Annotated in this window: 24 protein-coding genes; 16 read left to right on the forward strand and 8 right to left on the reverse strand. The window is 72.2% G+C overall.

The window, feature by feature from the left end; translation table 11 throughout:
* Positions 1 to 3: 3 nt before the first annotated feature.
* From M8C13_RS30405 to M8C13_RS30415, 3 genes are read left to right on the forward strand one after another with little or no spacing between them, the layout of a single operon-like run.
* Positions 4 to 372 carry a hypothetical protein gene (locus tag M8C13_RS30405; RefSeq protein WP_252484179.1) on the forward strand — a complete coding sequence of 123 codons (369 nt, stop codon included), beginning with the start codon at positions 4 to 6 and terminating at the stop codon, positions 370 to 372.
* A gap of 2 nt (positions 373 to 374) precedes the next feature.
* Positions 375 to 977, forward strand: a complete 603-nt coding sequence (locus M8C13_RS30410) for a DUF3558 domain-containing protein (protein ID WP_252484180.1) — start codon at positions 375 to 377, stop codon at positions 975 to 977.
* A complete protein-coding gene (locus M8C13_RS30415; protein WP_252484181.1) occupies positions 977 to 2203 on the forward strand; it encodes a hypothetical protein in 1227 nt (408 codons plus the stop codon). The genes M8C13_RS30410 and M8C13_RS30415 overlap by 1 nt, the downstream gene beginning before the upstream one ends.
* 56 nt (positions 2204 to 2259) lie before the next feature.
* Here M8C13_RS30415 and M8C13_RS30420 read toward each other — a convergent pair whose 3' ends face one another.
* The gene (locus tag M8C13_RS30420; protein WP_252484182.1) at positions 2260 to 2679 is read right to left on the reverse strand and encodes an organic hydroperoxide resistance protein; all 420 of its coding nucleotides are present in this window, start codon (positions 2677 to 2679) and stop codon (positions 2260 to 2262) included.
* Positions 2679 to 3134: a MarR family winged helix-turn-helix transcriptional regulator gene (locus M8C13_RS30425; RefSeq protein ID WP_252484183.1), complete on the reverse strand. Its 456-nt coding sequence runs from the start codon at positions 3132 to 3134 to the stop codon at positions 2679 to 2681. The genes M8C13_RS30420 and M8C13_RS30425 overlap by 1 nt, the downstream gene beginning before the upstream one ends.
* 173 nt (positions 3135 to 3307) lie before the next feature.
* On the opposite strand from M8C13_RS30425, the gene M8C13_RS30430 reads away from it, so the two are divergent.
* A complete protein-coding gene (locus M8C13_RS30430; RefSeq protein WP_252484184.1) occupies positions 3308 to 4756 on the forward strand; it encodes an FAD-dependent oxidoreductase in 1449 nt (482 codons plus the stop codon).
* Here M8C13_RS30430 and M8C13_RS30435 read toward each other — a convergent pair.
* Positions 4734 to 5684: an acyl-CoA desaturase gene (locus M8C13_RS30435; RefSeq protein ID WP_252484185.1), complete on the reverse strand. Its 951-nt coding sequence runs from the start codon at positions 5682 to 5684 to the stop codon at positions 4734 to 4736. The two genes, M8C13_RS30430 and M8C13_RS30435, sit on opposite strands and share 23 nt — an antisense overlap.
* A gap of 162 nt (positions 5685 to 5846) precedes the next feature.
* On the opposite strand from M8C13_RS30435, the gene M8C13_RS30440 reads away from it, so the two are divergent.
* Entirely contained in the window at positions 5847 to 6902 is a 1056-nt protein-coding gene (locus tag M8C13_RS30440) for a Gfo/Idh/MocA family oxidoreductase (RefSeq protein ID WP_252484186.1), read from the forward strand.
* Here the strand turns inward: M8C13_RS30440 and M8C13_RS30445 are convergent.
* Positions 6899 to 8254 carry a PLP-dependent aminotransferase family protein gene (locus M8C13_RS30445; RefSeq protein WP_252484187.1) on the reverse strand — a complete coding sequence of 452 codons (1356 nt, stop codon included), beginning with the start codon at positions 8252 to 8254 and terminating at the stop codon, positions 6899 to 6901. The two genes, M8C13_RS30440 and M8C13_RS30445, sit on opposite strands and share 4 nt — an antisense overlap.
* A gap of 64 nt (positions 8255 to 8318) precedes the next feature.
* On the opposite strand from M8C13_RS30445, the gene M8C13_RS30450 reads away from it, so the two are divergent.
* From M8C13_RS30450 to M8C13_RS30465, 4 genes are all read left to right on the forward strand, one after another.
* Positions 8319 to 8783, forward strand: coding sequence for a carboxymuconolactone decarboxylase family protein (locus M8C13_RS30450; protein ID WP_252484188.1), 465 nt, complete (start codon positions 8319 to 8321; stop codon positions 8781 to 8783).
* Entirely contained in the window at positions 8776 to 9531 is a 756-nt protein-coding gene (locus M8C13_RS30455; RefSeq protein ID WP_252484189.1) for an isocitrate lyase/phosphoenolpyruvate mutase family protein, read from the forward strand. Before M8C13_RS30450 ends, M8C13_RS30455 begins: the two co-directional genes overlap by 8 nt.
* A gap of 73 nt (positions 9532 to 9604) precedes the next feature.
* Complete coding sequence (locus M8C13_RS30460) at positions 9605 to 9994, forward strand: SSI family serine proteinase inhibitor (protein ID WP_252484190.1); 390 nt, start codon at positions 9605 to 9607, stop codon at positions 9992 to 9994.
* A gap of 89 nt (positions 9995 to 10083) precedes the next feature.
* On the forward strand, positions 10084 to 10521 hold the full coding sequence (locus M8C13_RS30465; RefSeq protein WP_252484191.1) for an SSI family serine proteinase inhibitor: 438 nt from the start codon (positions 10084 to 10086) through the stop codon (positions 10519 to 10521).
* A gap of 410 nt (positions 10522 to 10931) precedes the next feature.
* Here M8C13_RS30465 and M8C13_RS30470 read toward each other — a convergent pair whose 3' ends face one another.
* The gene (locus M8C13_RS30470) at positions 10932 to 13298 is read right to left on the reverse strand and encodes a Tat pathway signal sequence domain protein (protein ID WP_252484192.1); all 2367 of its coding nucleotides are present in this window, start codon (positions 13296 to 13298) and stop codon (positions 10932 to 10934) included.
* 233 nt (positions 13299 to 13531) lie between these two features.
* On the opposite strand from M8C13_RS30470, the gene M8C13_RS30475 reads away from it, so the two are divergent.
* The 3 genes from M8C13_RS30475 to M8C13_RS30485 all read left to right on the forward strand — a co-directional run bounded on the left by M8C13_RS30475 (position 13532) and on the right by M8C13_RS30485 (position 15242).
* Entirely contained in the window at positions 13532 to 14401 is an 870-nt protein-coding gene (locus M8C13_RS30475) for a serine protease (RefSeq protein WP_252484193.1), read from the forward strand.
* A 167-nt stretch (positions 14402 to 14568) separates the two neighbouring features.
* Complete coding sequence (locus tag M8C13_RS30480) at positions 14569 to 14928, forward strand: DUF202 domain-containing protein (RefSeq protein ID WP_252484194.1); 360 nt, start codon at positions 14569 to 14571, stop codon at positions 14926 to 14928.
* Positions 14925 to 15242 carry a DUF202 domain-containing protein gene (locus tag M8C13_RS30485; protein WP_252484195.1) on the forward strand — a complete coding sequence of 106 codons (318 nt, stop codon included), beginning with the start codon at positions 14925 to 14927 and terminating at the stop codon, positions 15240 to 15242. Before M8C13_RS30480 ends, M8C13_RS30485 begins: the two co-directional genes overlap by 4 nt.
* On the opposite strand, the gene M8C13_RS30490 is transcribed toward M8C13_RS30485, so the two are convergent.
* The 3 genes from M8C13_RS30490 to M8C13_RS30500 form a co-directional block, all read right to left on the reverse strand.
* Complete coding sequence (locus M8C13_RS30490; protein ID WP_252484196.1) at positions 15226 to 16326, reverse strand: glycosyltransferase; 1101 nt, start codon at positions 16324 to 16326, stop codon at positions 15226 to 15228. The genes M8C13_RS30485 and M8C13_RS30490 overlap by 17 nt on opposite strands.
* Positions 16327 to 16339: 13 nt before the next feature.
* Positions 16340 to 16678 (reverse strand): hypothetical protein, encoded by a 339-nt coding sequence (locus M8C13_RS30495; RefSeq protein WP_252484197.1) that lies wholly within the window; start codon positions 16676 to 16678, stop codon positions 16340 to 16342.
* Positions 16679 to 16745: 67 nt separating this feature from the next.
* Positions 16746 to 17885, reverse strand: coding sequence for a nucleotide disphospho-sugar-binding domain-containing protein (locus M8C13_RS30500; RefSeq protein ID WP_252484198.1), 1140 nt, complete (start codon positions 17883 to 17885; stop codon positions 16746 to 16748).
* 681 nt (positions 17886 to 18566) lie between these two features.
* On the opposite strand from M8C13_RS30500, the gene M8C13_RS30505 reads away from it, so the two are divergent.
* The 4 genes from M8C13_RS30505 to M8C13_RS30520 all read left to right on the forward strand — a co-directional run bounded on the left by M8C13_RS30505 (position 18567) and on the right by M8C13_RS30520 (position 25291).
* Complete coding sequence (locus tag M8C13_RS30505; RefSeq protein WP_252484199.1) at positions 18567 to 19475, forward strand: hypothetical protein; 909 nt, start codon at positions 18567 to 18569, stop codon at positions 19473 to 19475.
* 97 nt (positions 19476 to 19572) lie between these two features.
* Positions 19573 to 20682 carry an ABC transporter ATP-binding protein gene (locus M8C13_RS30510; protein ID WP_252484200.1) on the forward strand — a complete coding sequence of 370 codons (1110 nt, stop codon included), beginning with the start codon at positions 19573 to 19575 and terminating at the stop codon, positions 20680 to 20682.
* The gene (locus M8C13_RS30515; protein WP_252484201.1) at positions 20682 to 21512 is read left to right on the forward strand and encodes a hypothetical protein; all 831 of its coding nucleotides are present in this window, start codon (positions 20682 to 20684) and stop codon (positions 21510 to 21512) included. The genes M8C13_RS30510 and M8C13_RS30515 overlap by 1 nt, the downstream gene beginning before the upstream one ends.
* A 38-nt stretch (positions 21513 to 21550) precedes the next feature.
* Positions 21551 to 25291 (forward strand): ABC transporter ATP-binding protein, encoded by a 3741-nt coding sequence (locus tag M8C13_RS30520; protein ID WP_252484202.1) that lies wholly within the window; start codon positions 21551 to 21553, stop codon positions 25289 to 25291.
* The last annotated feature ends 133 nt before the right edge of the window (positions 25292 to 25424 follow it).

A 25424-nucleotide genomic window follows, 5' to 3' on the forward strand; every position in this document is an offset into this window, starting at 1 on the left:
TCGGTGGGTGTTTCACGTGATGCGAAGGTAGCGATCGACTTCGGCGGGGGCGGCCGGTTCTTGGTCGAAGTCAGCCAGATAGATGGCCTGATCAGCGGCCTCACCGAGGCTCGCGAAGCGATCAAGAAGATCGACGACGACACTAAGTTGACGCGGCAAATGGCGATCCCGCCCAGCCAAGATCCATTCAGTCCCGATGGCATGAAAAAGATCATCGAGCGGACCGTCGACCTACTGCCAGGCAGTCATTCATCTGCCAATGTCGCATACCGCGAGGCAGTGCAAAGCGTGCTGGACAAGCTGATCGCGGTGAAGAAGCAGTACGCGGCCACCGAAGGCGTCAACCTGTCCACCGTCGAGGGCAAGGGATGAACGTGACCGCCAACCGTCTCCACCGGCTCGTCGCGGCCGGGCTCTGCGCAGGGCTGGTGCTCACCGGTTGCGCCACCGTCGCAGGCGCTCCGACCACCGCCACCACCTCCGGCAGCGCGAGCCAGCACGGCGCGCCGCCGCTGGCCCAGCCCGAGCTCGACACCTCGCGGTTCGTACCCGATCCCTGCCGCCTGCTCACCGAACCTCAGCTCGCCCAACTTGGCATCACCGTCGCGGGCAAGCCCGAGGAGAGCCCGCTCGGCAAGGCCTGCCGCTGGATCGCCACCGACACCCCAGCCAGGATCAACTTCTCCCTCAACATCAACACCCAGCTCGGCGGCCTGGACCAGCTCTACGGCCGCAAGGACATCTTCCCGGTGTGGCAGCCGCTGGAGGTCTCCGGCTACCCAGCGGTGATCGCCGACGATGATGACCAGAAGTCCGGCGAGTGCCAGGTCAACGTGGCGGTGTCCAACACCGTCCTGGTCCCGGTTGGCCTCCACCTGAAGAGCGGTGCGGACAAGCCCCCCGACTTCGCCGACCCCTGCCCGCGCGGGGTCAAGATCCTCGAACAGGTCATCACCACGCTGAAGGGCGGAAGCTGATGCCGCTGCCACTCCTGCTCCTCGCCGCGGGCGTGACCGCGGGCGGGCTGACCGCGGCCGGACTGATCACCTCCGACACCCCGCGCCCGGAAGGTCATTCCGGGGACCAGATCTACAAGTGGTTCCACGAGGAGGCCAAGACGCCGTCGGCGGGGCTGGTGCCCATCGAGCGGATCTGGGCCAAGGCGGCCACCGACTACGAGCTCATCCGGGACCGGATCGAGAAGGTGATCAAGGCTTCGCACGGGGTCTGGCAGGGTGAGGCGGCCGAGGCCGCGCGGCGGCAGCTCAGTCCGCTGGCCGGTTACGCCGACACCGCCCGGACCATGGCCGAGGGCACCGCCAAGGCCGTCGCCCAGCAGACCATCGACTGGTACGGCTGCAAGAACCGGCTCAAGCCGGTGCCTGCCGATCCTCCGCAGGACAACCTGCTGAACAAGATCCAGCCCTACACCACGGACCTGGACCGGCAGATCGAGCAGTTCCGCGCGGGCACCGCGGACAACCAGCTGGTGCTCGCGGGGTATGGCGAACGCAAGAACGACAACGTCACCAAGTTGCCGAACTGGACCACTCCGCAGGAGGCGGGCGGTGACGTGTCGGTGGTCCGGCCCGGTGGTGGCGGCGGGCGCGACGGTGGTCGCGGCAGGCCCGGCGGCGGGCGGACCGGCGGCGGGTACGGCCGGGGTGTTGACGGCCCCGGTGGCGGGACCGGTCCTGGCTCTGGTGGCGGGACCGGTCCTGGCCCCGTGGTGCCGGGTGGGGACCGCACTGATCCGGCCGGTTGGGTTGCGCCGCAAGGAGGTCCGGCCGGCGTCGGGGCTGGTGGCGGGGCCGGGCTCGGCGGTGGCGAGGCTGGCTTGGGAGCAGGTGGGACCAGCTCTGGGCCGGGTGCGACCAGCGCCGGGGCGGGCGGGAGCGGGGCTGGGTTCGGGGCGGCCGGGGTTGGCCGGGGTTTCGGGCCGGGCGGGAGCGGGTCGGGTACGCCGGGCGCGGGCAGGCCCGGTGGGGCGGCCGGAGTCGGGCGGGCCGGTGGACCGGGGGCGAGCCCGGCCGGGAGCGGCGCGGCTCGTCCCGGCTCGGCGGCGCTGCACGGCATGCCGCTGGCGGCCGGTGCGCCTCGCGAGGAGGACCAGGAGCACGAGCGGCCCACGTACCTGCTGGAGACCGAGGACCTCTTCGGCGACAACCGGTCGGCCTCACCGCCGGTGATCGGCGAGCCGTGAAAAAAGACCCACTCACCGCCTGGGGGTCGCGGTGAGTGGGTCTGGGTGCGGGTTGGTCAGACGACCGTGACCTGCACGTCGATGTTGCCACGGGTGGCGTTGGAGTAGGGGCAGACCTGGTGCGCCTGGGCCACGAGGTCCTCCGCGACTGCCCTTTCGACCCCCGGCACGGTGACCGCCAGGGCCACGGTCAGCTGGAAGCCGCCGTTGCCGTTCGGGCCGATGCCGACCTTGGCGTTGACCGAGGAGCCGTCGACCGGGGTCTTGTTGTTGCGGGCCACCAGCTGCAGGGCGCCGTTGAAGCAGGCGGCGTAGCCCGCGGCGAACAGCTGCTCCGGGTTGGTGCCTTCGCCGCCCGCGCCGCCGAGCTCCTTCGGCACGGCGAGGCTCTCGTCCAGCACGCCGTCAGAGGAGACGATCTCGCCGCCCCGGCCGCTGCCGGTCGCGGTGGCTTCCGCGGTGTAGAGCACGCTCATCACTGGCCTTCTTTCTGTCGTACTGCTGTCATCGAGTCGTTCAGCCGCCGCAGCCGCGTGTGCAGCTCGGTCAGCTCGTCAAGGGGCAGTCCCATGCCGCAGGTCAGCCGTGCCGGGATCTCGCGCGCCCTCGCCCGGAGGTCGCTGCCCTTCCCGGTCGGTTCGACCAGGACGCTGCGCTCGTCCTCGGCGCTGCGCCGCCGCTGGAGCAGGCCCGCCGCCTCCATCCGCTTGAGCAGCGGGGAGAGCGTGCCGGAGTCCAGGTGCAACTCCTCGCCCAGCTCCTTCACCGAGACCGGGCCGCGTTCCCAGAGCACCAGCAGCACCAGGTACTGCGGATAGGTCAGGCCCAGTTCGTCCAGTATCGGCCGGTACAGCGCGGTGACCGCCCGCGAGGCGGCGTACAGCGAGAAGCACAGCTGGGAGTCCAGCGCCAGCGGATCCTGTCTCGCCATCTCGTTCCACCTCGCTCCGTGTCGTTCTGACGGCAACAGTAGCGCACAATTGAGTTGTGCACAACCTAGTTGGTAAATCGGTGTCGCCCGCTCCCCCGGCGGGCTAGCTTGATCCGCAGCACCCGGCCCGGCCATCTGAGCGCCCGGCCGAGGGATCACCTCTGGGGAACTACATGAACTTCGCGAAATCCCACTCCGACGTGCTCGTCATCGGCGCCGGACCGATCGGCCTGCTGCTGGCCGCCGAGCTGCGCCTGGGCGGCGCGTCCGTCACCTTGCTCGAACGGCTCGCCGAGCCCAGCACCTTCTCGAAGGCCTTCGGCATCGGCGGCCGCACCCTCGACCTGTTCGACCAGCGCGGACTGCTGGACCACCTGCCCTCCGACGCGCACCGCTGGGGCGCGGGCCACTTCAGCGGCCTGCCAACCTGGCTGACCTACGACCGCCTGCCCACCGCGCACCCGTACGTGCTGCGGATCGCGCAGCACGAGACCGAACACCTGCTCGCCCGGCACGCCACCCGGCTCGGCGCCGACCTGCGCCGCGGCCACACGGTGACCGCGCTCGCCCAGGACGCCGACCGCGTTCAGGTCACTGTGGACAGTCCACAAGGGACATACACGGCGACCGCGGACTACCTCGTCGGCTGCGACGGCGGCCGCAGCACGGTCCGCAAGCTGGCCGGGATCGGCTTCCCCGGCAGCACCGGCGAGACCGCCAGCCTGCTCGGCGACGTGGTGCTCACCGAGGAACCACCGCGGACCGGCATGACCCGCACCGACACCGGCATGATCTTCATCGGCCCGCTCGGCGACGGCCTGCACCGGGTGGTGCCCACGCTGTTCGACCAGCCGGGGCCCGAGCATGGCGAACCGACCCTGGAGGAGCTGCGGGCGGCCCTGCGTGCGGTGATCGGCACCGACCTCGGCGCGCACTCCCCGCGCTGGCTGTCCCGGTTCCGGGACAACAGCCGGATCGCCGAGACCTACCGCGCCGGCCGGGTGCTGCTGGCCGGCGATGCCGCGCACGTGCACGCGCCTTTCGGCGGCCAGGGCCTCAACCTGGGCTTCGGCGACGCGATGAACCTGGGCTGGAAACTGCTCGCCGCCCTGCGCGGCCGGACGGACCTGCTCGAGACCTACGAGCGGGAGCGCAGGCCGGCCGCCGAACGGGTGCTGACCAACACCAGGGCGCAGTTCGCGCTGGCCAGGCCGGGTGAGCAGGTCACCGCGCTGCGCGAGCTGCTGGACGGCCTGCTGGACATCCCTGAGGTCAACGACCGGCTGGCCGCGATCACCACCAGCACCACGCTGTCCTACGACCTGCCCGGCGCGCACCCGCTGACCGGCACCTTCCTCGCCGACCTGCCGCTGGCCCTCGACGGCGAACCGGTCCGGCTGGCCGAGCTGCTCCGGCCCGGCAAGGGCCTGCTGCTCAACCTGAGCGAGCAGGAGTACCGGGCCGAGGGCGTGCCGGTGGTGTCGGCCAAGACCGGGAACCCGCCGGCCGCGGCGCTGCTGATCCGGCCGGACGGGCACATAGCGTGGGCCGCCGGTCCCGAAGGAGCCGACGGCCCAGCTGAGGCGGTGGAGCTGTGGTTCAGTCGTCCTGACCCTTGGTGATCCGGGCCAGGCGGCGCGGGGTGGGCCAGCGAACCTGGGTGGCCCAGCCCAGCTTCTCGAAGATCCAGATCGTGCGGGCCGAGATGTCGAGCTGACCGCGCAGCACGCCGTGGCGAGCGCAGGTCGGGTCGGCGTGGTGCAGGTTGTGCCAGGACTCGCCGAAGCTCAGGATCGCCAGCGGCCAGAAGTTGGCCGCCTTGTCCTTGGACTTGAACGGGCGGTCGCCGATCATGTGGCAGATCGAGTTCACCGACCAGGTCACGTGGTGCAGGAACGACACCCGGACGAACCCGGCCCAGAACAGCGCGGTCAGCGCGCCCCACCAGGACCAGGTGATCAGGCCACCGAGGATGCCGGGCAGGATGAAGCTGGCCGTGGTGATCGGCACCAGCAGCCGGTCGACCGCGCGGATGCTCTTGTCCGCCATCAGGTCCGGCGCGAACCGGTCCAGGTTGGTCTTCTCCCGCTCGAACATCCAGCCCATGTGCGCGTGCCAGAAGCCCTTGGCCAGGGCCAGCGGCGAGTCACCGTAGAGCCACGGCGAGTGCGGGTCGCCCTCCTTGTCGGAGAAGGCGTGGTGGCGGCGGTGGTCGGCCACCCAGTCGGTGGGCGAGCCCTGCACGGCCATGGTGCCCGCGACCGCGAGCGCCACCCGCAGCGGCTTGTTGGCCCGGAAGGAACCGTGGGTGAACAGCCGGTGGAAGCCGACCGTGACGCCGAGGCCGCTGATCGCGTAGAACCCGAGCGCCAGACCGATGTCCAGCCAGCTCAGGCCCCAGCCCCAGGCCAGCGGGACCGCGGCGATGAGAGCGAGGAAGGGAAGGATGACGAAGATCTTGACGCCCAGGTAGGAGGCAGCTGAGCGTTCACCGTCGAACATCGGCTTGGGCGCACTGGGCTGCACCGGGGATTCAAGAGTTGCTGTCACAACCATGACGCTAGGTCGGGATTTTGGGCAAAGCCAGGGCTGGGGCCAAAGAGGGGAGGTAACTCCCCCATGAAAGAAAACCTGCCCCTACCACCGACCGTGTTTCCGCGCGCGCGGGCGCGGGCACGCGTGGGCTCCTAGGACACGACCTAGGCTGATCCCATGACTGTGCGCGCGGCTTTGGTGGGTTACGGGCTGGGTGGCTCGGCCTTCCACGCCCCCTTCCTGGACAGCACCCCCGGCCTGCGGCTGGCCGCGGTGGTCACCGGCAACCCGCAGCGGCAGCAGGCGGTGCGCGAGCGCTATCCGGACACCGAGATCATCCGCAGCCTGGATGACCTGCTGGTACGCCACGACGAGTTCGACCTGGCGGTCATTTCCACACCGAACCGGGAGCACTACGCCAACGCCTCGGCCGCGCTCCGGCACGGGCTGCCGGTGGTGGTGGACAAGCCGTTCTCGGCCACCGCGGCCGACGCCGCCGCGCTGGCCGACCTGGCCGCGAGCCGCGGACTGCTGGCCGCGCCGTTCCACAACCGCCGCTACGACGGGGATTTCCTTACCGTGCGGCGAATTCTCGCTGAGGGAGCAATCGGAAATCCGACCCGCTTCGAATCCCGGTTCGAACGCTGGCGGCCCGATCCCAGCACCAACTGGAAAGCCTGGAAGGAAAGTGCCGACCCGGCCGACGCCGGCGGCATCACGCACGACCTGGGCAGCCACCTGATCGACCAGGCGGTGGCGCTGTTCGGGCGGCCGGTCCAGGTCTACGCCGAGATCGGCGTGCGCCGGGCCGGCGCGGTCGCCGACGACGACGCCTTCCTCGCCCTCACCCACCACGGCGGGGTGCGCTCCCAGCTGTGGATGAGCGCGCTGGCCGCCGACCTGGGCCCGCGGTTTCGGGTGCTCGGCGACGCAGGCGCGTATGTCAAGCACGGCATGGACCCGCAGGAGGAGCTGCTCAAACAGGGCGCGACCCCGGGCGGTCCGGGCTGGGGCGAGGAGCCGGAGGAGGCCTGGGGCCGGGTGGGCTCGGTCGGCGACTTCCAGCCGGTGCGCACCGAGCCCGGCGGGTACCAGCACTACTACGCGGGCATCGTGAAGGCGCTCACCGAGGGCGCGCCGCCGCCGGTGAGCGCGCTGGACGGGGTGACCACGGCGGAGATCATCGAGGCCGCCTACGCGTCCAGCCGGTCCGGCCAGGTGATCGAGGTCTAGCTCCCGCGCAGGAGCTTGTTGAGGGCTTCCACCGAGCGGCGGGCCTGGGCGGCCGGGACCCGGCTGTAGGCCAGCACCAGGCCCGTTCGCCTCGGCTCGCCGTGCCAGTACGGCTCCAGGCCCTCCAGCGCGATCCCGCGCCGGGCGCCCCTGGCGACCAGTTCCCGTTCCAGGTCAAGGCCTTCCGGCAGCTCCAGCACCGCGTGCAGACCGGCGGAGATGCCGGTCAGGCCCGCGCCGACGGGCAGGTCGGCCAGGGTGGTCACCAGGTGTTCGCGGCGGCGGCGGTAGGCGGTGCGGGTGCGCCGGATGTGCGCGTCGAACCGGCCGCTGGTGATCAGCTCGGCCAGCGCGAGCTGGTCCAGCGCGGGCACGGTCTGGTTGGTCAGCACGTCCACCACCGGGTCGACCAGCCGGGCGGGCAGCGCCAGCCAGCCCAGCCGCATGCCGGGGGCGAGCAGCTTCGAGGTGGTGCCGCCGTAGATCACCCTGGACGGGTCCAGCTCGTGCAGCGCGCCCACCGGCTGCCGGTCGAACCGGTACTCGCCGTCGTAGTCGTCCTCCACCACGTACCCGTCCACCCGCCGGGCCCAGTCCACGATCTGCTTGCGCCGCAACGGACTCAGCGTGTAGCCCAGCGGGTACTGGTGCGCGGGGGTGACCAGCGCGGCGCGGCCGGTCAGCGCGCCCACCGTCAGGCCCTCGCCGTCCACCGGGGTCGGCCGGATGCCCATGCCGGTCTTGGTCACCACGTCCCGGTGCCGGTACAGGCAGGGCTCCTCCATGTGCAGTTCGCCGATGCCGAGCTGCTGGAAGGTCTCGCACAGCACCCGCAGCGCCGGGGAGAAGCCGCTGAAGACCACGATCCGCTCCGGCGGGCAGAGCACCTTGCGCGCGCGGGCCAGGTATCCGGCCAGCGCGGTGCGCAGCTCGATCCGGCCGCGCTGGTCGCCGTAGCGGAAGACCTCCGCGGGCGCGCTGCGCAGCACCGTGCGCAGCGCGGCCAGCCAGGCGGCGCCGGGGAACAGCGAGGTGTCCGGCTCGCCTGGCCGGAAGTCCCAGCGCGGGCCCTGCTCGGCGGGCCGGTGCGCGGTCGGCGGGTCCAGGGCGGGGGCGGCGGCCACCACGGTCGGCGCGCCCTGGCGGCTGCGCAGCCAGCCCTCGGCGGTGAGCTGCGCGTACGCCTCCACCACGGTGCCCCTGGCCACGCCGAGCTGGGCGGCCAGCACCCTGGTGGAGGGCAGCGGGTCGCCGGGGCGCAGCCTGCCGTCCCTGATCGCCGCGCGCAGCGCCCGGCCGATGGCGATGTGCCGGGTCAGCCCGGGTTCCAGGTCCAGATGGAGCTCGGCCACTGGTCCAGATTACTTGCCGTTCACTGGTCCAGTTTTGTGGACCAGTTCCACTTAGGCTGGTCTCGTGAGCAACAACAGAGCACTCTTCGGGAAGTCCTGGCCGGATGGCTACAAGGCCATGCTGGCCTTCAACCAGGCCGTGGCCGACTCCGGCCTGGACAAGACCATCGGCGAGCTGATCAAGATCCGCGCCTCGCAGCTCAACGGCTGCGCCTTCTGCCTGGACATGCACATCAGGGACGCGGCCGCGATGGGCGAGACCCAGCAGCGACTCGGCCTGGTGGCCGCCTGGCGGGAGGCCGCCGGCGTGTTCACCGAGGCCGAGCGGGCCGCGCTGGCGCTGACCGAGGCGGTCACCGGCATCAACAACCACGCCGGGGTGCCCCAGGAGGTCTACGCCGAGGCACTGCGGGTCTTCGGCGAGGAGACCCTGGCCAAGGTGGTGTACGCGATCGTGGTGATCAACGCCTGGAACATGCTCAACGTGACCCAGGAGCTGCCGTTCAAGGTGGAGCGCCCGCATGCGTGACCTCACCGCGCAGGCCGCGCTGCTGAAGTCGCTGCACGTGCCGGGGAAACCGCTGGTGCTGGCCAACTCCTGGGACGCGGCCACCGCGCGGCTGGTCGAGGGCCTGGGTTTCCCGGTGGTCGCCACCTCGAGCTACGCGGTGGCCGCGGCCGCCGGCTACCCGGATGACAACTCGATGCCGCCCGCGGTCGCCTTCGCCGGGGTGGCCGCGATCGCGGCTGCCACCACCGCGCCGGTGACCGCGGACCTGGAGGCGGGCTACGGCCTCTCCGCCGCGGAGTTCACCTCGGCGCTGTTCGAGGCGGGCGCGGTCGGCTGCAACCTGGAGGACGGCGACCACCGCGGCGGGCTCAGGCCGCTGGCCGAGCAGGTGGAGTGGCTGACCGCGGTCAAGTCCGCCGACCGGCCGTTCGTGCTGAACGCGCGGATCGACTGCTTCATCCGGGATTCCGTTGCCCCGCAGGACAAACTGGCCGAGGGGATCGAACGCGGCCGGGCCTACCTGGCCGCGGGCGCGGACTGCGTGTACCCGATCGGCCTGCGGGATCCCGCGCAGATCAAGGAGTTCACCTCGGCGGTGCCCGGCCCGGTGAACGTGCACTACTACTTCGACGGCCCGTCCGTGCCGGAGCTGGCCGCGCTCGGCGTGGCCCGGATCTCCCTGGGCGCTGGGCTGTTCGCGGTGGCTCAGCGGGCCATCAAGGACGCGGTCGCGACCCTGGGTGACCACGCGTCCACTGTGGACTGAAGTCGAAGCACGATCCGGTGGTCCCGCCGGGGAAGCGGCGTTTCGCCACCCCCGGCGCGGCACCATCGAAGGCATGCCCCTCCCCACCCTCCTGCCCCTGCTGGCCGCCACCGGCCTGCTGGTCCCCGGACTGCTCACCCCGCCGCCGCAGAGCTCGCTCACGCTGACCCTGGAGCACGCCGAGACCGCGAACGCGCTGGACGAGGTCACGCTGACCTGCGACCCGGACGAGGGCACGCACCCCACGCCGGGGCTCGCCTGCGCCGACCTGGCCAGGGCCGGTGGCGACGTGCGCAAGGTCGGCGACACCGAGACCGCCTGCACCGACCACATCGAGAGCCCGAAGAAGGCCACCGCGCGCGGACACTGGCAGGGCCGTCCGGTGAACGAAGAGGTCTTCTTCGGCAATCCCTGTGAGTTCGCGACCCGCGCGGGACACGTGTTCCGCATCAACGGAGAGTGAACATCCACGACCGGGTGTCACGCGATCCGGCGGACCCGGCAGTGCAGACCTCGGCGGCCGCGCGCGAGTCCGGTAGACCGGTTCGCACTATGCGTACCTCACACCTACTCGCCAGCACGGCGCTGACCGCAGCCGCGCTGTTCGCGATGACCCCCGCCGCCACCGCGGCGACCAACTCCGGTCTGGACGTCACGGCGATGACGCTGTCGGTGGCCTACGGCGAGCAGGACTCCCTGCTGCCGGACGAGACCGCGGTCCTGGGCTGCAACCCGGCGCTCGGCACGCACCCGAGCCCGACCCGCGCCTGCCGTTCCCTGGCCCGCGCGCACGGCGACATCGCCAAGCTCGCCCCGAAGGACGGCTACGCCTGCACGCTCGACTACCACCCGCGCACGGTGACCGCCAAGGGCACCTACCGCGGCAAGGAGCTGAGCTGGCAGGGCAAGTTCCCCAACAGCTGCACCATGCTCGCCGAGACCGGTGACCTGTTCACCTTCGCCGGCGGCCAGGACCTGCCGCTGCCGTAACCCGCACACCCGCCCGTTCGCACGGGCGCTCAGGAGCTAACGCGCGCGCGGGCGGCTCACCTGTACTGCGAGCAGGTGAGCCGCTCGCACCTGTGTCCGGCCCCTGCTGCCGGACACACATCCTCCGGCCCCTGCTGCCGGAGGAAGTTGGACGGGGCGCCCCGATCGCCCCGCACTTCACAATCAATCATCCCGTGCTGAAGCGTTGGTGTGAGCGGTCTGAGAAAAAGCTGTGAACCCGGCATCGGTTCGTTATGCAGGTAGGTCGGGCGTGGTGAATCTTGTGCGTGAGCGCCGGAGTCCAGGTCGTTCCTGGCGGTGCCGCCGGGGCGGCCTCGTACCGGTGTTGTACGTGGCCGTGCCGGCGGTGCCGCCAGGGGCGGGCTGGGCCCGGCGATCGCGTACAAGATTCACCACGCCCGACCTAGTCCCCAGGGTTCGGCGGGTGTGTTCGGGGTCACCGGCTTGATGGCCAGATCCGGACGCACGCCCTTGCGGTGCACCAGCACCTCCTCACCCCGGCGCAGCGCGATCTCGATGGCGCCGCCGCCCAGGTCCTTCCAGCGCTTGGGCAGGCCCCAGCGGTCCCTGATCACCAGCTCGCCCTCGATGCCCGGCCGCAGCAGGCACGGCGCACCGGCCTCGCTGCGCAGCCGCACCCACTGGGTCGCACCGCCGGAACGCTTGGCGGACAACAGGAACGCGCCCTCGGTGCGGAACTCGTGCAGCACCGCCTCCCGCCAGCCGGCCGGGACCGCGGGGAACACCCGGATCACCCCGCCCCAGCTCTGGCAGAGCATGTCGTGCAGGGACTGGGCCGCCGACAGCGGCGTCTCGATCACCGGGCCGGACTCGGCGTACATGGTGTTCGGCTTGACGAAGCGGCGCAGCAGCTCACCCAGGTAGAACTCGGCCTTCTCGCCCCGGCCCATCTGCGCGGAGATCGAGGCCGCGCCGGTGAAGCTGTAGCCCTGCAGCGCGCCCTCGAAGCTGATCCAGTGCTCGAGCGAGGTCTCTATCAGTTTCCGGTGCTCCGGCTGCTCCCAGGTGACCTCGTAGAGCGGGTAGACCTGCAACAGGTGCGAGTAGTGCCGGTGCGACTTCGCGAACGGCGCGCCCGCGCCGATCATGTAGCCGTTGGCGTCCACCGGGTAGTCGGCCAGCTTGGCCAGCACCTCCCGCCAGCGCCCGGTCATCGGATCGGCCACCCGCAGGGTCTTGGCCGCCGCCAGCAACGTCTTGCAGCCCCAGCGCAGCAGGGCCAGGTCGTAGGTGCAGTCCGGCGCGTTGACCCCGTACTCCGGGGAGAAGGTGAACGGCAGGTGCAGCCGTCCGTCCGGGCCGGGGGTGAGGAAGTGCAGGTAGTACCGGATGGCGCCGCGCAGCAGCGGGAACAGCACCTCGCGCAGCAGGTGCTCGTCCATGGTGTGCCGGTAGGACAGCCACACGTTGTGCAGCGCCCAGACCAGGTTGCCGACCTCCGGCGTCGGCTCGGCCCGGCCGGGCACGCCGATGCCGTAGCCCGCGGTGCCGGTGCCGGATCCGTTGCGCAGGAACATGTCCGTGGTGCGCGGCACGCCGTAGGAACCGTCCCGGTAGGCCGCGTCGACCTGCTCACGCAGCGCGTCCCGGTGCCGGTCCAGGCTGCGGGTGACCGCGTCCAGTTCCAGGTGGTTGGAGCCGTGGATCAGCCAGTACTCCAGCTGCACGTTGAGGTTCCACCAGGTGGCGGGCCAGGGCGTCGGTTCCAGCCACGGGCCGGTGGTGGCCATCACCGGGGCGTCCGCGCGGGCCGCGGCGGCGATCTTGTAGAGCTGGATCCAGTAGAAGCTCTGCAACCGGGCGTCCGGCACGGACAGGAAGCTCTTGCGGTAGTACTCCCGCCACCAGCGCCGGTGGTCGCGGGCGAAGCCGTCGAGCGACGGGCTGACCGAGCGGACCGCGTGCAGCGCCCTGGCCCTGGGCGGGGTGCCGGGATGGGCCCAGGCCACGGTGGCGAACAGGGTGCGGCGGCTGCCCCTGCTCACCTCGCGCCAGGCGGTGACGTGGCCGCCGCCTGCCAGCAGCGGCTGCACCGCGAGCCGGGTGTCGCTGTGCTGCTCCAGCACCGGGTCCGGGTTGGGCCGGAAACCCGGCGGCGCGGGCTTGTTGAAGCGCGGGTCGGTGCGCGGGCTGATCGCCTTGGCCGGGTGGAAGGTCCAGGTCAGCTCGCGCTCGCCCGCGGTGAGTGTCAGCTCGACCGCGAGAATTGACCGTCCACTGTGGACGATCGCACGCAGGGCGATGCTGCCCGCGGCGGTGGTGATGATGCCGCGCAGCTCGGCCTTGTCCAGGTCCAGCCGCCAGTCCACGCCGGTGATCGCGCCGACCGGGGTGAGCGCGAGGTGACCGATCGGGATGCGGGCCAGACCGAACAGCGCGCCGAACTCGGGCCGGTGGTCCTGCACCTCGGAGTGCTGCACGTTGAACCGGATGCTGTTGCCGCCGGGCGGGGCGTAGATGCCGGAGCCGAGGAAACCGTTGCCGAGGAACGGACCTTCGGCCCAGGTCGTGGGCAGTCTGCGCCAGCGCAGGTCGCTGCCGGCCAGGAACTCGGTCCAGCCGCGCTCGTCGGGGCCACCGACCCAGCCGCCCCCTGCCGAGCCGCTGCCCACGGCTTCGGCGGGGACGGCCGGGCCTGGTGCGCCCAGGGCGGCGGGTGCGGCCACCACACCCGCCACGCCGGCCAGCGCACCGCCCAGCAGCCCGCGCCGGGTCACCTCGCCCGCACCGTCCATCCCAGCACCCCTCTGTGCAATGGGTAAGCGCATTCATCGGATCTCTACCGTCGAACCTAGGAAGAATCCCGATACCTGGTCAAGGGCAACCGGCTAGTACACCGACCTTTGGCCAGGTTTTTGCGTCCATTCACTGAATGGCCACCACCGAACGGACCCTGCCCGCCCGCCGCGTGCGCCTCCTAGCGTCGGAGTCCTCATGCCCCCTGCACATGAGGTGGAAGGAACTTCCGATGAAGCTCACCCGCTTGTTCGCCCTTGGCGCCTGCGCCGCCGCGCTGGCCGTGATCCCGGTCAGCCAGGCCGCCGCCAGTCCCACCCAGGAGGTGTCCGCGCAGCAGACCGCTGACTACTGGACGCCGGAGCGGATCAAGGACGCGCTGAACAACCCGATGCCCATGCCCGGCCCGGACATGAGCAGCACCGGCGGCCTGTCCGCCGCCGGGCCGCAGGCGACCATCCAGCCGGTCCCCGGCCCGTACACCACCGAGAAGATGCGCAGCCAGGGCCGGCTGCTGTTCACCACCGGCGGCCGCAACTCCAGCTGCTCGGCCACCTCGGTGGTCGCGGCCAACAAGAACCTGGTCTGGACCGCGGCGCACTGCCTGCAGTACGGCGGCAACACCTCGGCGAACGTGACCTTCCTGCCCGCGTACCTGAACAACGCCCGTCCCTACGGCACCTGGCCGGCCGCCAAGCTGCACATCCCGGCGCGGTGGACCTCCAGCAGCCAGCGGGACTTCGCCTACGACTACGCGGCCTTCACCGTGACCCCGCAGGCGGGCAAGAGCCTGACCGACACCGTCGGCGCGAAGAGCATCGTGTTCAACGACAAGCGCGCCCAGCAGTCCACCCTCTACGGCTACCCGGCCGAGTCCCCGTACACCGGTCAGCAGAGCTACAACTGCGGCGGCCAGGCCCGCGTGCAGACCTATGACGCGACGCTGGCCTGCAACGGCATCGGTGGCCAGAGCGGTGGCGCGTGGCTCAACGCCAACGACCAGATCTGGGCGGTGAACAGCCGTTCCGACCGGCGCACCACCACCTGGGGCACGCTGTTCGACAGCAACGCGCAGACCTTCTACAACCAGGTCCAGGCCTGACCTGAGAACTAGCTCGGGCGGTGTGCCCGTTGCCCTGGCACACCGCCCGAACTTCCCCTCGAACTTGCTCCCACCCAGCCAGGCCGCCCCGTCCCCCCGGGCGGCGCGACCTGGCCTCAGCTTCTCGCATCCGCGCAACGCCCAACACCTCGTTCTAGGGTGTTGCGGTGACCTCGCGACGCTGGCCCCGCGGTGTGTACGACGCGGGTTCGGAGCCCGATCCGCGCTTCACCCTGGCCAACGAGCGCACCTTCCTCGCCTGGATCCGCACCTCCCTCGCCCTGATGGCCGGCGGGGTGGCGGTGGAGGCGGTCGGCCAGCCCGGCCACGGTCCGGTGCGCACCGTGCTGGCGGTGGCGCTGCTGCTCGCGGGCGTGCTGTGCGCGGGCGTGGCCTTCTTCCGCTGGGCCGCGGCCGAACGTGCCATGCGGCTGGGCCTGCCGCTGCCCGGATCGGTCCTGCTGCCGCTGCTGGGCGCGGTACTGGTGCTGGCCGGGCTGGCCGCGGTGCTGCTGGTGCTGCTGTGATCGACCCCGGCCTGCAACCCGAACGCACCGTGCTGGCCTGGCGGCGCACCCTGCTGGCCTTCCTGGGCGCGAGCCTGGTGCTGGTCCGGCTGGCCGCGCACCGGAGTCCGGCGCTGGCCGCGGGCATCGTGCTGGTCGCCGGGCCGGTGGCCGGGCTGGTCAGCTGGGACCTGCGGCGGCGGTACCGCCTCGTCCGGGCCGACCTGCCGGGGTCGGCCCGCCGGTGGGACGGGCGGCTGCCGCTGTGGACCAGCCTGTTCGCCGCGCTGCTCGGCCTCGGCGCGGTGCTCTACGTGCTCAGCGGCCCGCGATGACCTCCAGGTGCGGCACCAGTTCCGCCGGGCTGGGCAGGGCCGCGATCTCCTCCTGGACCTCGGCCACCGCGGTCTTGAGCTCGGCGTCGTGCAGCAGTCCGGCCAGCTGCGCCGAGGTCACCCCGCTGTGCTCGGCGACCAGGCCGACACCGCGCTTGGCCACCAGGTCGGCGTTGATGAACTGGTCCGCGCCGTAGGGCATCAGCAGCTGCGGGATCCCGGCCACCAGCGCGGTCAGCGTGCTGCCGGAGCCGCCGTGGTGCACGGCCGCGTCGCTGCGCGCGAGCAGCGCGGTCAGCGGCAGGTAGTCGATCACCCTGGCGTGCTCGGGCAGCTCCAGCGCGGAGAGGTCCCACGGTCCGGCGGCCAGCACCAGCTCGGCGTCCAGGCCCTGTGCCGCATCAAGAATTCTGTGCCACGGGCTCAGGTCCGCGCTGCCCTGGTCGACGGTGCCCATGGTGACCACGATCCGCGGCCGCTCCCTCGGCTGGTCCAGCCAGGCTGGCAGCACCGCGCCGCCGTTGTAGGGCACGTACCTGGTGCTGATGCCCTTGAGGCCGCCGTGCATGCTCGGCGGGGCCAGGTCCAGCGCGGTCTCCGGCACCGCCAGTGGCTCGCCGAGGTTGGCGTGGATCAGCTCGATCAGCCCGTGCCCGCCGCTGAAGCCGAACCCGTGTGCCACACAGGGGATGCCGAGCTTGGCGGCGATGATCGGACCGGTCGCGTCGCACAGCTCGTAGACCACCAGGTCGGGCTGCCACAGCCGGGCCTGGCGCAGCGACTCGGCCAGCATCAGCTCCGCGAACAGCGCGAAGTACCGGCCGGCCAGCGCGATGGTGTCCGGCCGGGACTGCTCGTCGAGCTCCGGCTCGGGTTCGGCGGCGACCAGGCGGGCGATCTCGGCGTCCAGGTCCACTCCTGGCGCGGCCTCGACCACGGTCAGGCCCGCGTTCGCGGCCGCGGTGGCCGCGGAGCCGGTGGTGGCCACCCGCACCTCGTGCCCGGCGGCCCGGAGCGCCCATGCGGTGGAGATCAGCGGGAAGAGGTGACCGAGACCAGGGGTGCTTGTCAGCAGAACGCGCATGCCACCAACATACTCAAGTTTGAGCAATGGCCGCCAGGGCCAGCACCAGTTCCGCCGGGCTGGGCATCGCGTCCAGTTCGGCCCGCACCTCCGCGATCGCGGTCCGGATCGCCACGTCGTGCAGCAGCCGGTGCAGCTGGTCCGCGGTCACGCCGACGCCCTCCGCGGTCAGTCCCGCGCCGGTGTCCCCGGCCGCGGCCAGGATGCTCCGCCACGGCTCCTCGTCCATGGCCAGCACCGTGCCCATGGTGACCACGATCCGCGGCCGTTCCCGTGGCCGGGGTGGCCAGCTCCGCTGCCGGACGGCCTCGTCGCTGATCAGCTCGGTGATCCTGGCGAACCGCCTGGCCACTCCCCGGTCGCGGCCCCGGCGGCGGGCGGCCCCCAAGGACGCCCGCCCGCCGGAACCATTCAGGGGGTCAGTGTCCCGCGATCTCCACCAGCCGCGGCACCAGCGCGGCCGGGCTGGGCATCGCGGCCATCTCCGCCCGCACCTCGGCCACGGTGGCCTTGAGCTTCTCGTCGTGCAGCAGGCGGTGCAGCTGCTCGCCGGTGACGCCCTCGTGCTCGGCGCTCAGGCCCGCGCCGCGCTTGTCGATCCGCTCGGCGTTGTAGAACTGGTCCGCGCCCTGCGGCACGATCAGCTGGGTCACGCCGGAGGCCACCGCGGTGAGCGTGCTGCCCGAGCCGCCGTGGTGCACCAGCGCGTCGCAGACCGGCAGCAGCGCGCTCAGCGGCACGTACTCGATCACCCTGGCGTGCGCGGGCAGGTCGAGGCCGGACAGGTCGGTGGACCCGGCGGCCAGCACCAGCTCGGCGTCGGCCTCGGCGGCCGCGTCCAGGATGGCCCGCCACGGGCCGAGGCCGACCATGACCGCCATCGCGGTGCCCATGGTGATCACGATCCGCGGCCGCTCCTTGGGCCCGGAGAGCCATTCCGGCAGCACCGCGCCGCCGTTGTAGGCGACGTAGCGGGTGCTGATGCCGTTGAGCTCGCCCTCCAGGCTCGGCGGGGCCAGGTCGATCGCGGTCACCGGGTCGGCGAGGCCGTCGATGCCCAGCCGGTCGAAGGTGCCGCCGAGGTTGGGCAGCATCCCCTCGAACAGGTCGCTGGCGTTGGTCAGGCCAAAACCGTGCTGCACGCAGGGGATGCCGAGCTTGGCGGCCACCATCGGGCCGACCGCGTCGGTCAGGTCGTAGACGACCAGGTCCGGCTGCCACAGCTGGGCCTGGCGGATGGTCTCGTCAGTGGCCAGGTCGGCCATGTGGGCGAACATGAAGCCCGCGTGGGCCATGATGTCGGGCCGCGGCTGGCCGGGCTGGGCGGCCGGCATGCCTTCGTCGCCGAAGCGCTCCTTCATCACGCGCTGGACCTCGACCTCCCAGTCGACGCCGGGAGACGACTCGACCACGGTGAGGCCCGCGTTGGCCGCGGCGGTGGCCGCGCCGCCGGTGGTGGCGACCCGCACCTCGTGCCCGGCCGCGCGCAGCGCCCAGGCGGTGGGGATCATCGGGAACAGGTGGCCGAGCCCGGCCGAGCTGGTGAACAGGACGCGCATGTTTCCTCCCAGTGGTCGATCACCCTCCCTGCCCATCTAACTCGCCTACCAAGAATCTTGTCGAGTGAGATAAATCAGGAACACGGAACGAACTGGTTGTGACCGGACAGGGTCACTCTGACGAGGGATTGCGCGAAGTGGACCAACCGAAAAGTTGATCAGACAAAAAGGGGCGGCCCGCTCAACCGGCCTGGGGGTCACCGGGAGCGAGCCGCCGACATCAGTCTACGCGGACCGGCAAGTAGGTCACGACCACCCCTCGGATACTTCCGCGCTCGCTGTCAGCACGAGTGCAGGCAATCGAGTGACCCCACCGGCAACTGAGTGATTTCGCTGGTGGGGACTCCATGACAGCCCGTACTCGGCCGATTACTCCTCCATGCCCAAGCCCAGTGCGCCGAACGCGGTCACCTCGCGGTTCGCGGCGCTGCGGCCGAGGTCAGCAAGGCCTTTCCGGGGCAGGGCCACCGCCCATGGGTGAACCACGCTGGTGGGTGGAATGTGATGACCCCTTCGGGCGGGCGCGGTCGGTGACCCTGCTCGCCGAACCGGACTCAGTGTTACTCATCACACCGCCGGGGGAGACCGCTGTCCTGTCCGCGACGCAGACCAGGGCGCTGGACGCGGCACTGGACAACGCGCTGGCGAGGTCCTCCCCCGCGAGAAGAGGAGACGACCAGGATGGACGACGTGCTGCGCCAGGCAGTGCTGGACCGGCTCGCCCTGCTTGACCAACTGGCCGAGGAGGGCGACGCCAACTCGCTGTTGCCACTGGCGCGCACGGAGCTCCAGCGCCTGGCCGAGGGCTGGCGGCTGCTGCTGACCGTGCACCAGCCGGACGCCGACGGCCGCTGCAAGGCCTGCCCCGGCGGGTTCCTCGGCCGGAGCAGGCGCTGGCCCTGCCAGCTGTGGCTGACCGCGCACCGGCACCTGATCAACGACGGCGCCGGCCACCGCGAACGCCGGATCGCCCGCCGCAACCCGTTCAGCCGCAAGGCCCCGCGCGCCACGCCGCCGGCGGCGCAGATCCCGCCGGACGTGCTGGCCGCGCTGGCCGAGCAGGCGGCCCCGCCACTGCCCCGGCGCGGCACCTCGCCGCCGGGGGCCATCCCGCCGTACCGGGGGCACAGCGGCACCATCACGCCGGAGACCACGCCGCCGCTGACCGGGACCATGCCGCCGGGCGCGTTCGCCCCGCTGCCCGCCCCGGGCGCTGCCGAGCCGGTGCGCAACGGCGCCACGCTGACCGGCACCGCGCCCCCCGGCGTGCTCGAACCGGTCGGCGCGGGCGAGGCCGTCCAGTCCATCGCGCCGCCGGTGATCGGCGCGGTCACCGTGGCCCCGGCCGGCGCCTGCGCAGCCACCCAGCCGCCCGTGCCACCGGAGACCGCGGCCGAGGTGACCACCGAGATCCCGCGGATCCGGCTCACCCTGCCCAGCGAGCTCGACCCCGAGCTGCTCGAACAGCTCAGCTCCACCCTCGACCCGGACCGCGCGACGCCGGTGGAGACCACCGACCCCGGCATCCACCGGGCGGCCGTGGTCGAGCGCGAGCCCACCCTGCCGCGGATCCGCCAGCGCCCCGTGTAACCGGTCACTCCAGGAGCCACGTGGTCGGCATCCGGCCACGCGAACGCGACGAATGCGGCAGTATTGCGGCCGTACCCCGTGGCACCTGGAGGAACGCGTGCACGACGGCAGTGGCCGGATCGTGGTGGGGAACCTGACGAAGCAGTTCGGGAACATCACCGCGGTGCAGGACCTGAGCTTCATCGTCGAACCCGGCACGGTGACCGGCTTCCTCGGACCCAACGGCTCCGGCAAGACGACCACCCTGCGCATGGTGCTCGGCCTGGTCCGGCCCACCGGCGGGCAGGCGACCATCAACGGGGTGCCCTACGAGCAGCTCGGCAAGCCCGGCCGGGTGGTCGGCGCGGTGCTGGAGGCGCAGAGCTTCCACCCCAGCCGCTCGGCCCGGAACCACCTCAAGATCTACGCCGCCGCGCTGGAGGTGCCGGACGAGCGGGTGGACCAGGTGCTCCAGCTGGTCGGCCTCGGCGCGGCGGGCGACCGGCGCGCGGGCAGCTTCTCCCTCGGCATGCGGCAGCGCCTTGCGCTGGCCACCGCGCTGCTGGGCGACCCGCAGGTGCTGGTGCTGGACGAGCCTGCCAACGGCCTGGACCCGGAGGGCATCGCCTGGCTGCGCAGCTTCCTGCAGTCCTTCGCGCGCAGCGGCCGCACCGTGCTGGTCTCCAGCCACCTGCTCGCCGAGGTGGAGCAGACCGTGGACCACGTGGTGATCATCAGCCGTGGCCGCACCGTCTACAACGGCGGCCTGGAGACGCTGCGCCAGTCCCAGCAGAGCCGGGTCATCGTGCAGCCGGCCGACCCGCACAAGCTGGTCGAGGCGCTGCAGGCGGCCGGGCACACCATGATCGAGCCGACCCCGGACGGCAGGCTGGCCATCACCGGCGTGCACACCAAGCAGGTCGCCGACGTGGCCCTGGCCGCGGGCGTGGCGATCTACGCCATGCAGGAGGAGCAGGTCGACCTGGAGCGGCTGTTCTTCCAGCTGACCAGCGCCCAGTACACCGGCCAGGCCCCTGGTCAGTACCCGCCGCCGACGCCACCGGGCGGCGGCTGGGGACCGCCCAGCGGCGGCCTGCCCGCCCCGACCACCTACGAGCAGGCCTACCAGCAGCAACAGGCCTACCAGCAGGGCTACCAGCAGCCGCAGCAGCCCGGCTACCCGCCGCAGCCCGGCCAGCAGGGCAACCAGTACGGAGGTAACGCCTGATGGGCGCCCTGATCAAGAGCGAGCTGCGCAAGATCCTGACCACCAACGTGTGGTGGGCGCTGCTCATCCCGGCCGCGCTGGTCACGCTGCTGGTCACCCTGGGCGGCAGTGCGGCCGGCCTGTTCCTGACCTCGATCGCCTCGCAGGTGCAGGACACCAACCTGAACGTGCCGCTGGCGCTGCTGGTCTTCGCCAGCGGGGTGAACATCGGCACCATCTTCTCCGCGATCTTCGGCGGGCTGGCGGTGGCCGGGGAGTTCCAGCACCGCACCATCACCACCACCTACCTCACCGCGCCCTCGCGGACCGCCTCGATGCTGGCCAAGCTGATCACCTACAGCGCGTTCGGCGTGCTCTACGGCGTGGTCATCGCGATCTTCGGCACGATCGGCGCGCTGCTCGCGCTGGACATCGACAACTTCCCGAACGTGGGCTCCTGGCTGCTGCTCTGCCTGGTCGCGGTGCTGGCCAACGTGCTGTGGGTGGTGCTGGGCGTCGGACTGGGCGCGCTGATGGGCAACCAGCTGGCCGTGGTGCTCGTGGTGCCGCTGGGCGCGCTGCTGGAGGCGCTGATCCGCGGTGTGCTGGGCAGCCAGGGCGCGCCTGAGGTCACCTACTTCCTGCCCAACGCCAGCGGCAGCAACATGGTCGGCGGGGTGGCCCAGGACCTGCTGCTGGACTCCATCAGCGGCGCGGCCCGCTCCCTCGGCCGCGGCTTCACCGACACCGACGGCCTGCCCTGGTGGGGCAGCGGCCTGGTGTTCCTGGGCTACGTCGCCCTGTTCGTGGCCGTGGGCAGGCTGGTCGCGCAACGGCGCGACATCGCCTGAGCGCGAACGGTGTCGGGCACCCGGGTTAGCGTGACGGGGTGCCCACCACCACGAACCCCACCACTGGCCGCGGCTGGATCCGCAGGCTGACCCGCGCCTGCTGGGCGCACCCGCGCATCGTGGTCGCGGCCATGCTGGCCTCGGTGGTCGGCGTCGGGTTGCAGGCCGTCGCGCCGCTGCTGCTGGCCAAGGCGGTGGACGACGCGGTCGCCGGCAGCACGGCCTGGCTCAGCTGGATCGTGGCCGGGCTGTGCGCGCTGGCGCTGCTGGCCTTCGGCACCGCGTTCGTGCGCCGCTACCTGGGCGGGCGGCTGGCCCTGGACGTGCAGCACGACCTGCGCCGCGCGGTGTTCGGCTCGGTGCAGCGGCTGGACGGCGGCAACCAGGACTCGCTGCGCACCGGGCAGGTGGTGTCCAGGGCGATCACCGACCTGCAGCTGGTGCACTCGCTGCTGTCCATGGTGCCGCTGGCCGCCGGCCAGGTGGTGTTCGCGGTGATCGCGCTCGGCGCGATGCTGTGGCTGTCCCCGCTGCTCACCCTGGTCGCGCTGCTGGTGGTGCCCGCGGTGTTCGTCACCGTGCTGCGCAGCCGCGGCGTGCTGTTCCCGGCCACCTGGTCGGCGCAGCAGCGGGCCGCGGACGTGGCCCAGCACGTGGAGGAGACGGTCACCGGGGTCCGGGTGGTCAAGGGCTTCGGGCAGGAGGCCAGGGAGACCGGCAGGCTGGAGAAGGCGGCCACCAGGCTCTTCGGCGAGCGGCTGCGCGCGGCCAGGCTGACCGCGAAGCCGAACGCCACGCTGGCCGCGCTGCCCGCGCTGGGCCAGGTCGGCGTGCTCGGCCTGGGCGGGGCGCTCGCGATCGGCGGGCAGGTCTCCCTCGGCACCTTCCTCGCCTTCGCCACCTACGTGGCCAACCTGATCGGCCCGGCCCGGATGCTGTCCAGCCTGCTGATCACCAGCCAGCTGGCCAGGGCCAGCGTGGAGCGGGTGTACGACCTGATCGACTCCCAGCCGGAGGTGCGCGACGCCCCGGACGCCGCCGAGGTGCCGGACGGGCCGCTGGAGGTGGCCTTCGAGGACGTGCGCTTCGGCTACCGGCGCAGCGAGCCGGTGCTGGACGGGGTGTCCCTGCGGGTCGCGCCGGGCGAGACGCTGGCACTGGTGGGCACCGCCGGGTCCGGCAAGTCCACCGTGTCGCTGCTGCTGCCGCGGTTCTACGACGTGCACGAGGGCGCCGTGCGGCTGGGCGGCGCGGACATCAGGGGGCTGCGGCTGGCCGCGCTGCGCGGGGCGATCGGGGTGGTGTTCGAGGAGGCGTTCCTGTTCTCCGACACCGTCCGGGCCAACATCGCCTACGGGCGGCCTGACGCCACCGAGGCCGAGGTGGAGGCGGCGGCCAAGGCGGCGGAGGCGCACGAGTTCATCGAGGCGCTGCCGCAGGGCTACGACACGCTGGTCGGCGAGCGCGGGCTCACCCTCTCCGGTGGTCAGCGGCAGCGGGTCGCGCTGGCCCGCGCGCTGCTGTCCGACCCCAGGGTGCTGATCCTGGACGACGCCACCTCCGCGGTGGACCCGGCTACCGAGGCGGCCATCCACGCCACCCTGCACGCGGTCACCGCGAGCCGGACCACGCTGCTCATCGCGCACCGCCGCTCCACCCTGGCGCTGGCCGACCGGATCGCGGTGCTCGACCGCGGCCAGGTCGTCGACGTGGGCACCCAGGCCGAGCTGACCGAGCGCTGCGCGCTGTTCCGCGCGCTGCTGGCCGGTCCGGGCGAGGCGATCGAGGACACCCAGGCCGCCGCGCCCGAGGCACTGGTGCCCGGCCCGGACGGGATCACCCCCGCGCTGTGGCCGGACCCGCCGGCGGACACCTCAGGACCGAGCGCCTCGGCCCGCCAGGCGGCCAGTGGCGCGCGGCCGGGCCGGGGTGGCCGGGTCGGCGCGATGACCGCGCTAGAGGCGACTCCCGAGCTGCTCGCGCAGGTGGCCGCGCTGCCGCCGGTGCGGGACGAGCCCGAGCTGCCCGGTATCGACGCCCGCGCGCCCGATCCCGGGTTCCGGTTGCGGCGGCTGCTCGAACCGGTGCGCAGGCTGCTGCTGCTCGCGGTGGTCTGCGTGGCGGTGGACGCGGCGACCTCGATCGCGCTGCCCACCCTGTTCCGGCACGGCGTGGACAACGGGGTGGACGCCCGCTCCGGCTGGGCGCTGGCCGGGCTGGTGCTGCTCGGCGTGCTGGTGGTGGGCCTGGGCTGGGCCGCGGTCAGCGCCCAGACCCTGGTCACCGCGCGGGCCGGGGAGAGCGTGCTGTACCTGCTGCGGGTGCGCAGCTTCAGCCAGCTGCAACGCCTCGGCCTGGACTACTACGAGCGCGAGCTGGCCGGGCGGATCATGACCAGGATGACCACCGACGTGGACGCGCTGTCCACGTTCCTGCAGACCGGGCTGGCCACCGCGGTGGTCAGCGTGCTGACCGTCGGCGGCATCACGGTGGCCCTGCTGCTCACCGACCTCGGGCTGGCCCTGGTCGCGCTGGCCGCGCTGCCCATCCTGCTGGTCGCCACGGTGGTCTTCCGCCGGTACTCCTCGCAGGCCTACGCCGAGGCGCGGGAGCGGGTCTCGGTGGTCAACGCGGACCTGCAGGAGAACGTCTCCGGGCTGCGCGTGGCCCAGGCGTTCACCAGGGAGGAGCACTCCGCGGCCGCCTTCGCCGAGCGCAGCGACGCCTACCGGCGGTCCCGGTTGCGGGCCCAGCGCTACATCGCCACCTACTTCCCGTTCGTCACCCTGCTCTCCGACCTGGCGCAGGCCGCGGTGCTCGGGGTCGGCGCGTACCGGGTGGCCACCGGCTCGCTGACCGCGGGTGTGCTGCTGGCGTTCCTGCTGTACCTGGGCCTGTTCTTCGCGCCCATCCAGCAGCTGTCCGGGGTCTTCGACGGCTACCAGCAGGCCAAGGTCGGCCTGCACCGCATCGGCGACCTGCTGCGCACCCCGACCTCGGTGCCCCCGGCGGGCCACCCGCGCGCGGTGCCCGAGCGGCTGCGCGGCGCGGTCGAGCTGCGCGGGGTCGGCTTCACCTACCCCGGCACCGACCGCCCCGCGCTGACCGACATCTCGCTGACCGCCCGCCCTGGCGAGACCATCGCGCTGGTCGGCGCGACCGGCGCGGGCAAGTCCACGCTGGTGAAGCTGCTGGCCCGGTTCTACGACGTCACCGAGGGCACGGTGCTGGTGGACGGGGTGGACATCCGCGCCTACCACCTGCCCGGCTACCGCGGCAGGCTCGGCGTGGTGCCGCAGGAACCGCACCTGTTCACCGGCGACGTGGCCAGCAACATCGGCTACGGCCGCCCGGGGGCCACCCCGGCCGAGGTGGAGGCCGCGGCCCGCTCGGTCGGCGCGCTGCCCATGATCGCCGGGCTGCGCGCGGGCTTCCGCCAGCCGGTCGGCGAACGCGGCCAGGGCCTGTCCGCGGGCCAGCGCCAGCTCATCGCGCTGGCCAGGGCCCGCCTGGTCGACCCGGACCTGCTGCTGCTGGACGAGGCCACCGCCGCGCTGGACCCGGCCACCGAGGCCGCCGTGCTCAGCGCCAGCGACCGGCTCACCGGCGAGCGCACCACCTTCGTGGTCGCACACCGCTTAGCCACCGCGGCCCGCGCGGACCGCATCGTGGTGCTGGCCAACGGCCGCATCGAGGAGGAGGGCACGCACGCCCAGCTGCTGGCCGTGAACGGCGCCTACGCCCGGCTCTGGCGCGCGGGCACCCTGGAAGCCGCCTGAGGGCTGGCCAATGTCACATCCAGAACTGCCGCCGGGTGATCTCGCCGGGAGTCCACGGCGGCCACGACCCGGTACGAGATCGGTCGGCCCGGCGGACCTTGGGTCGGGTTGCGGTGGGGGCGGGACCGTGTTT

Source organism: Crossiella sp. SN42, assembly GCF_023897065.1.
Lineage (GTDB): Bacteria > Actinomycetota > Actinomycetes > Mycobacteriales > Pseudonocardiaceae > Crossiella.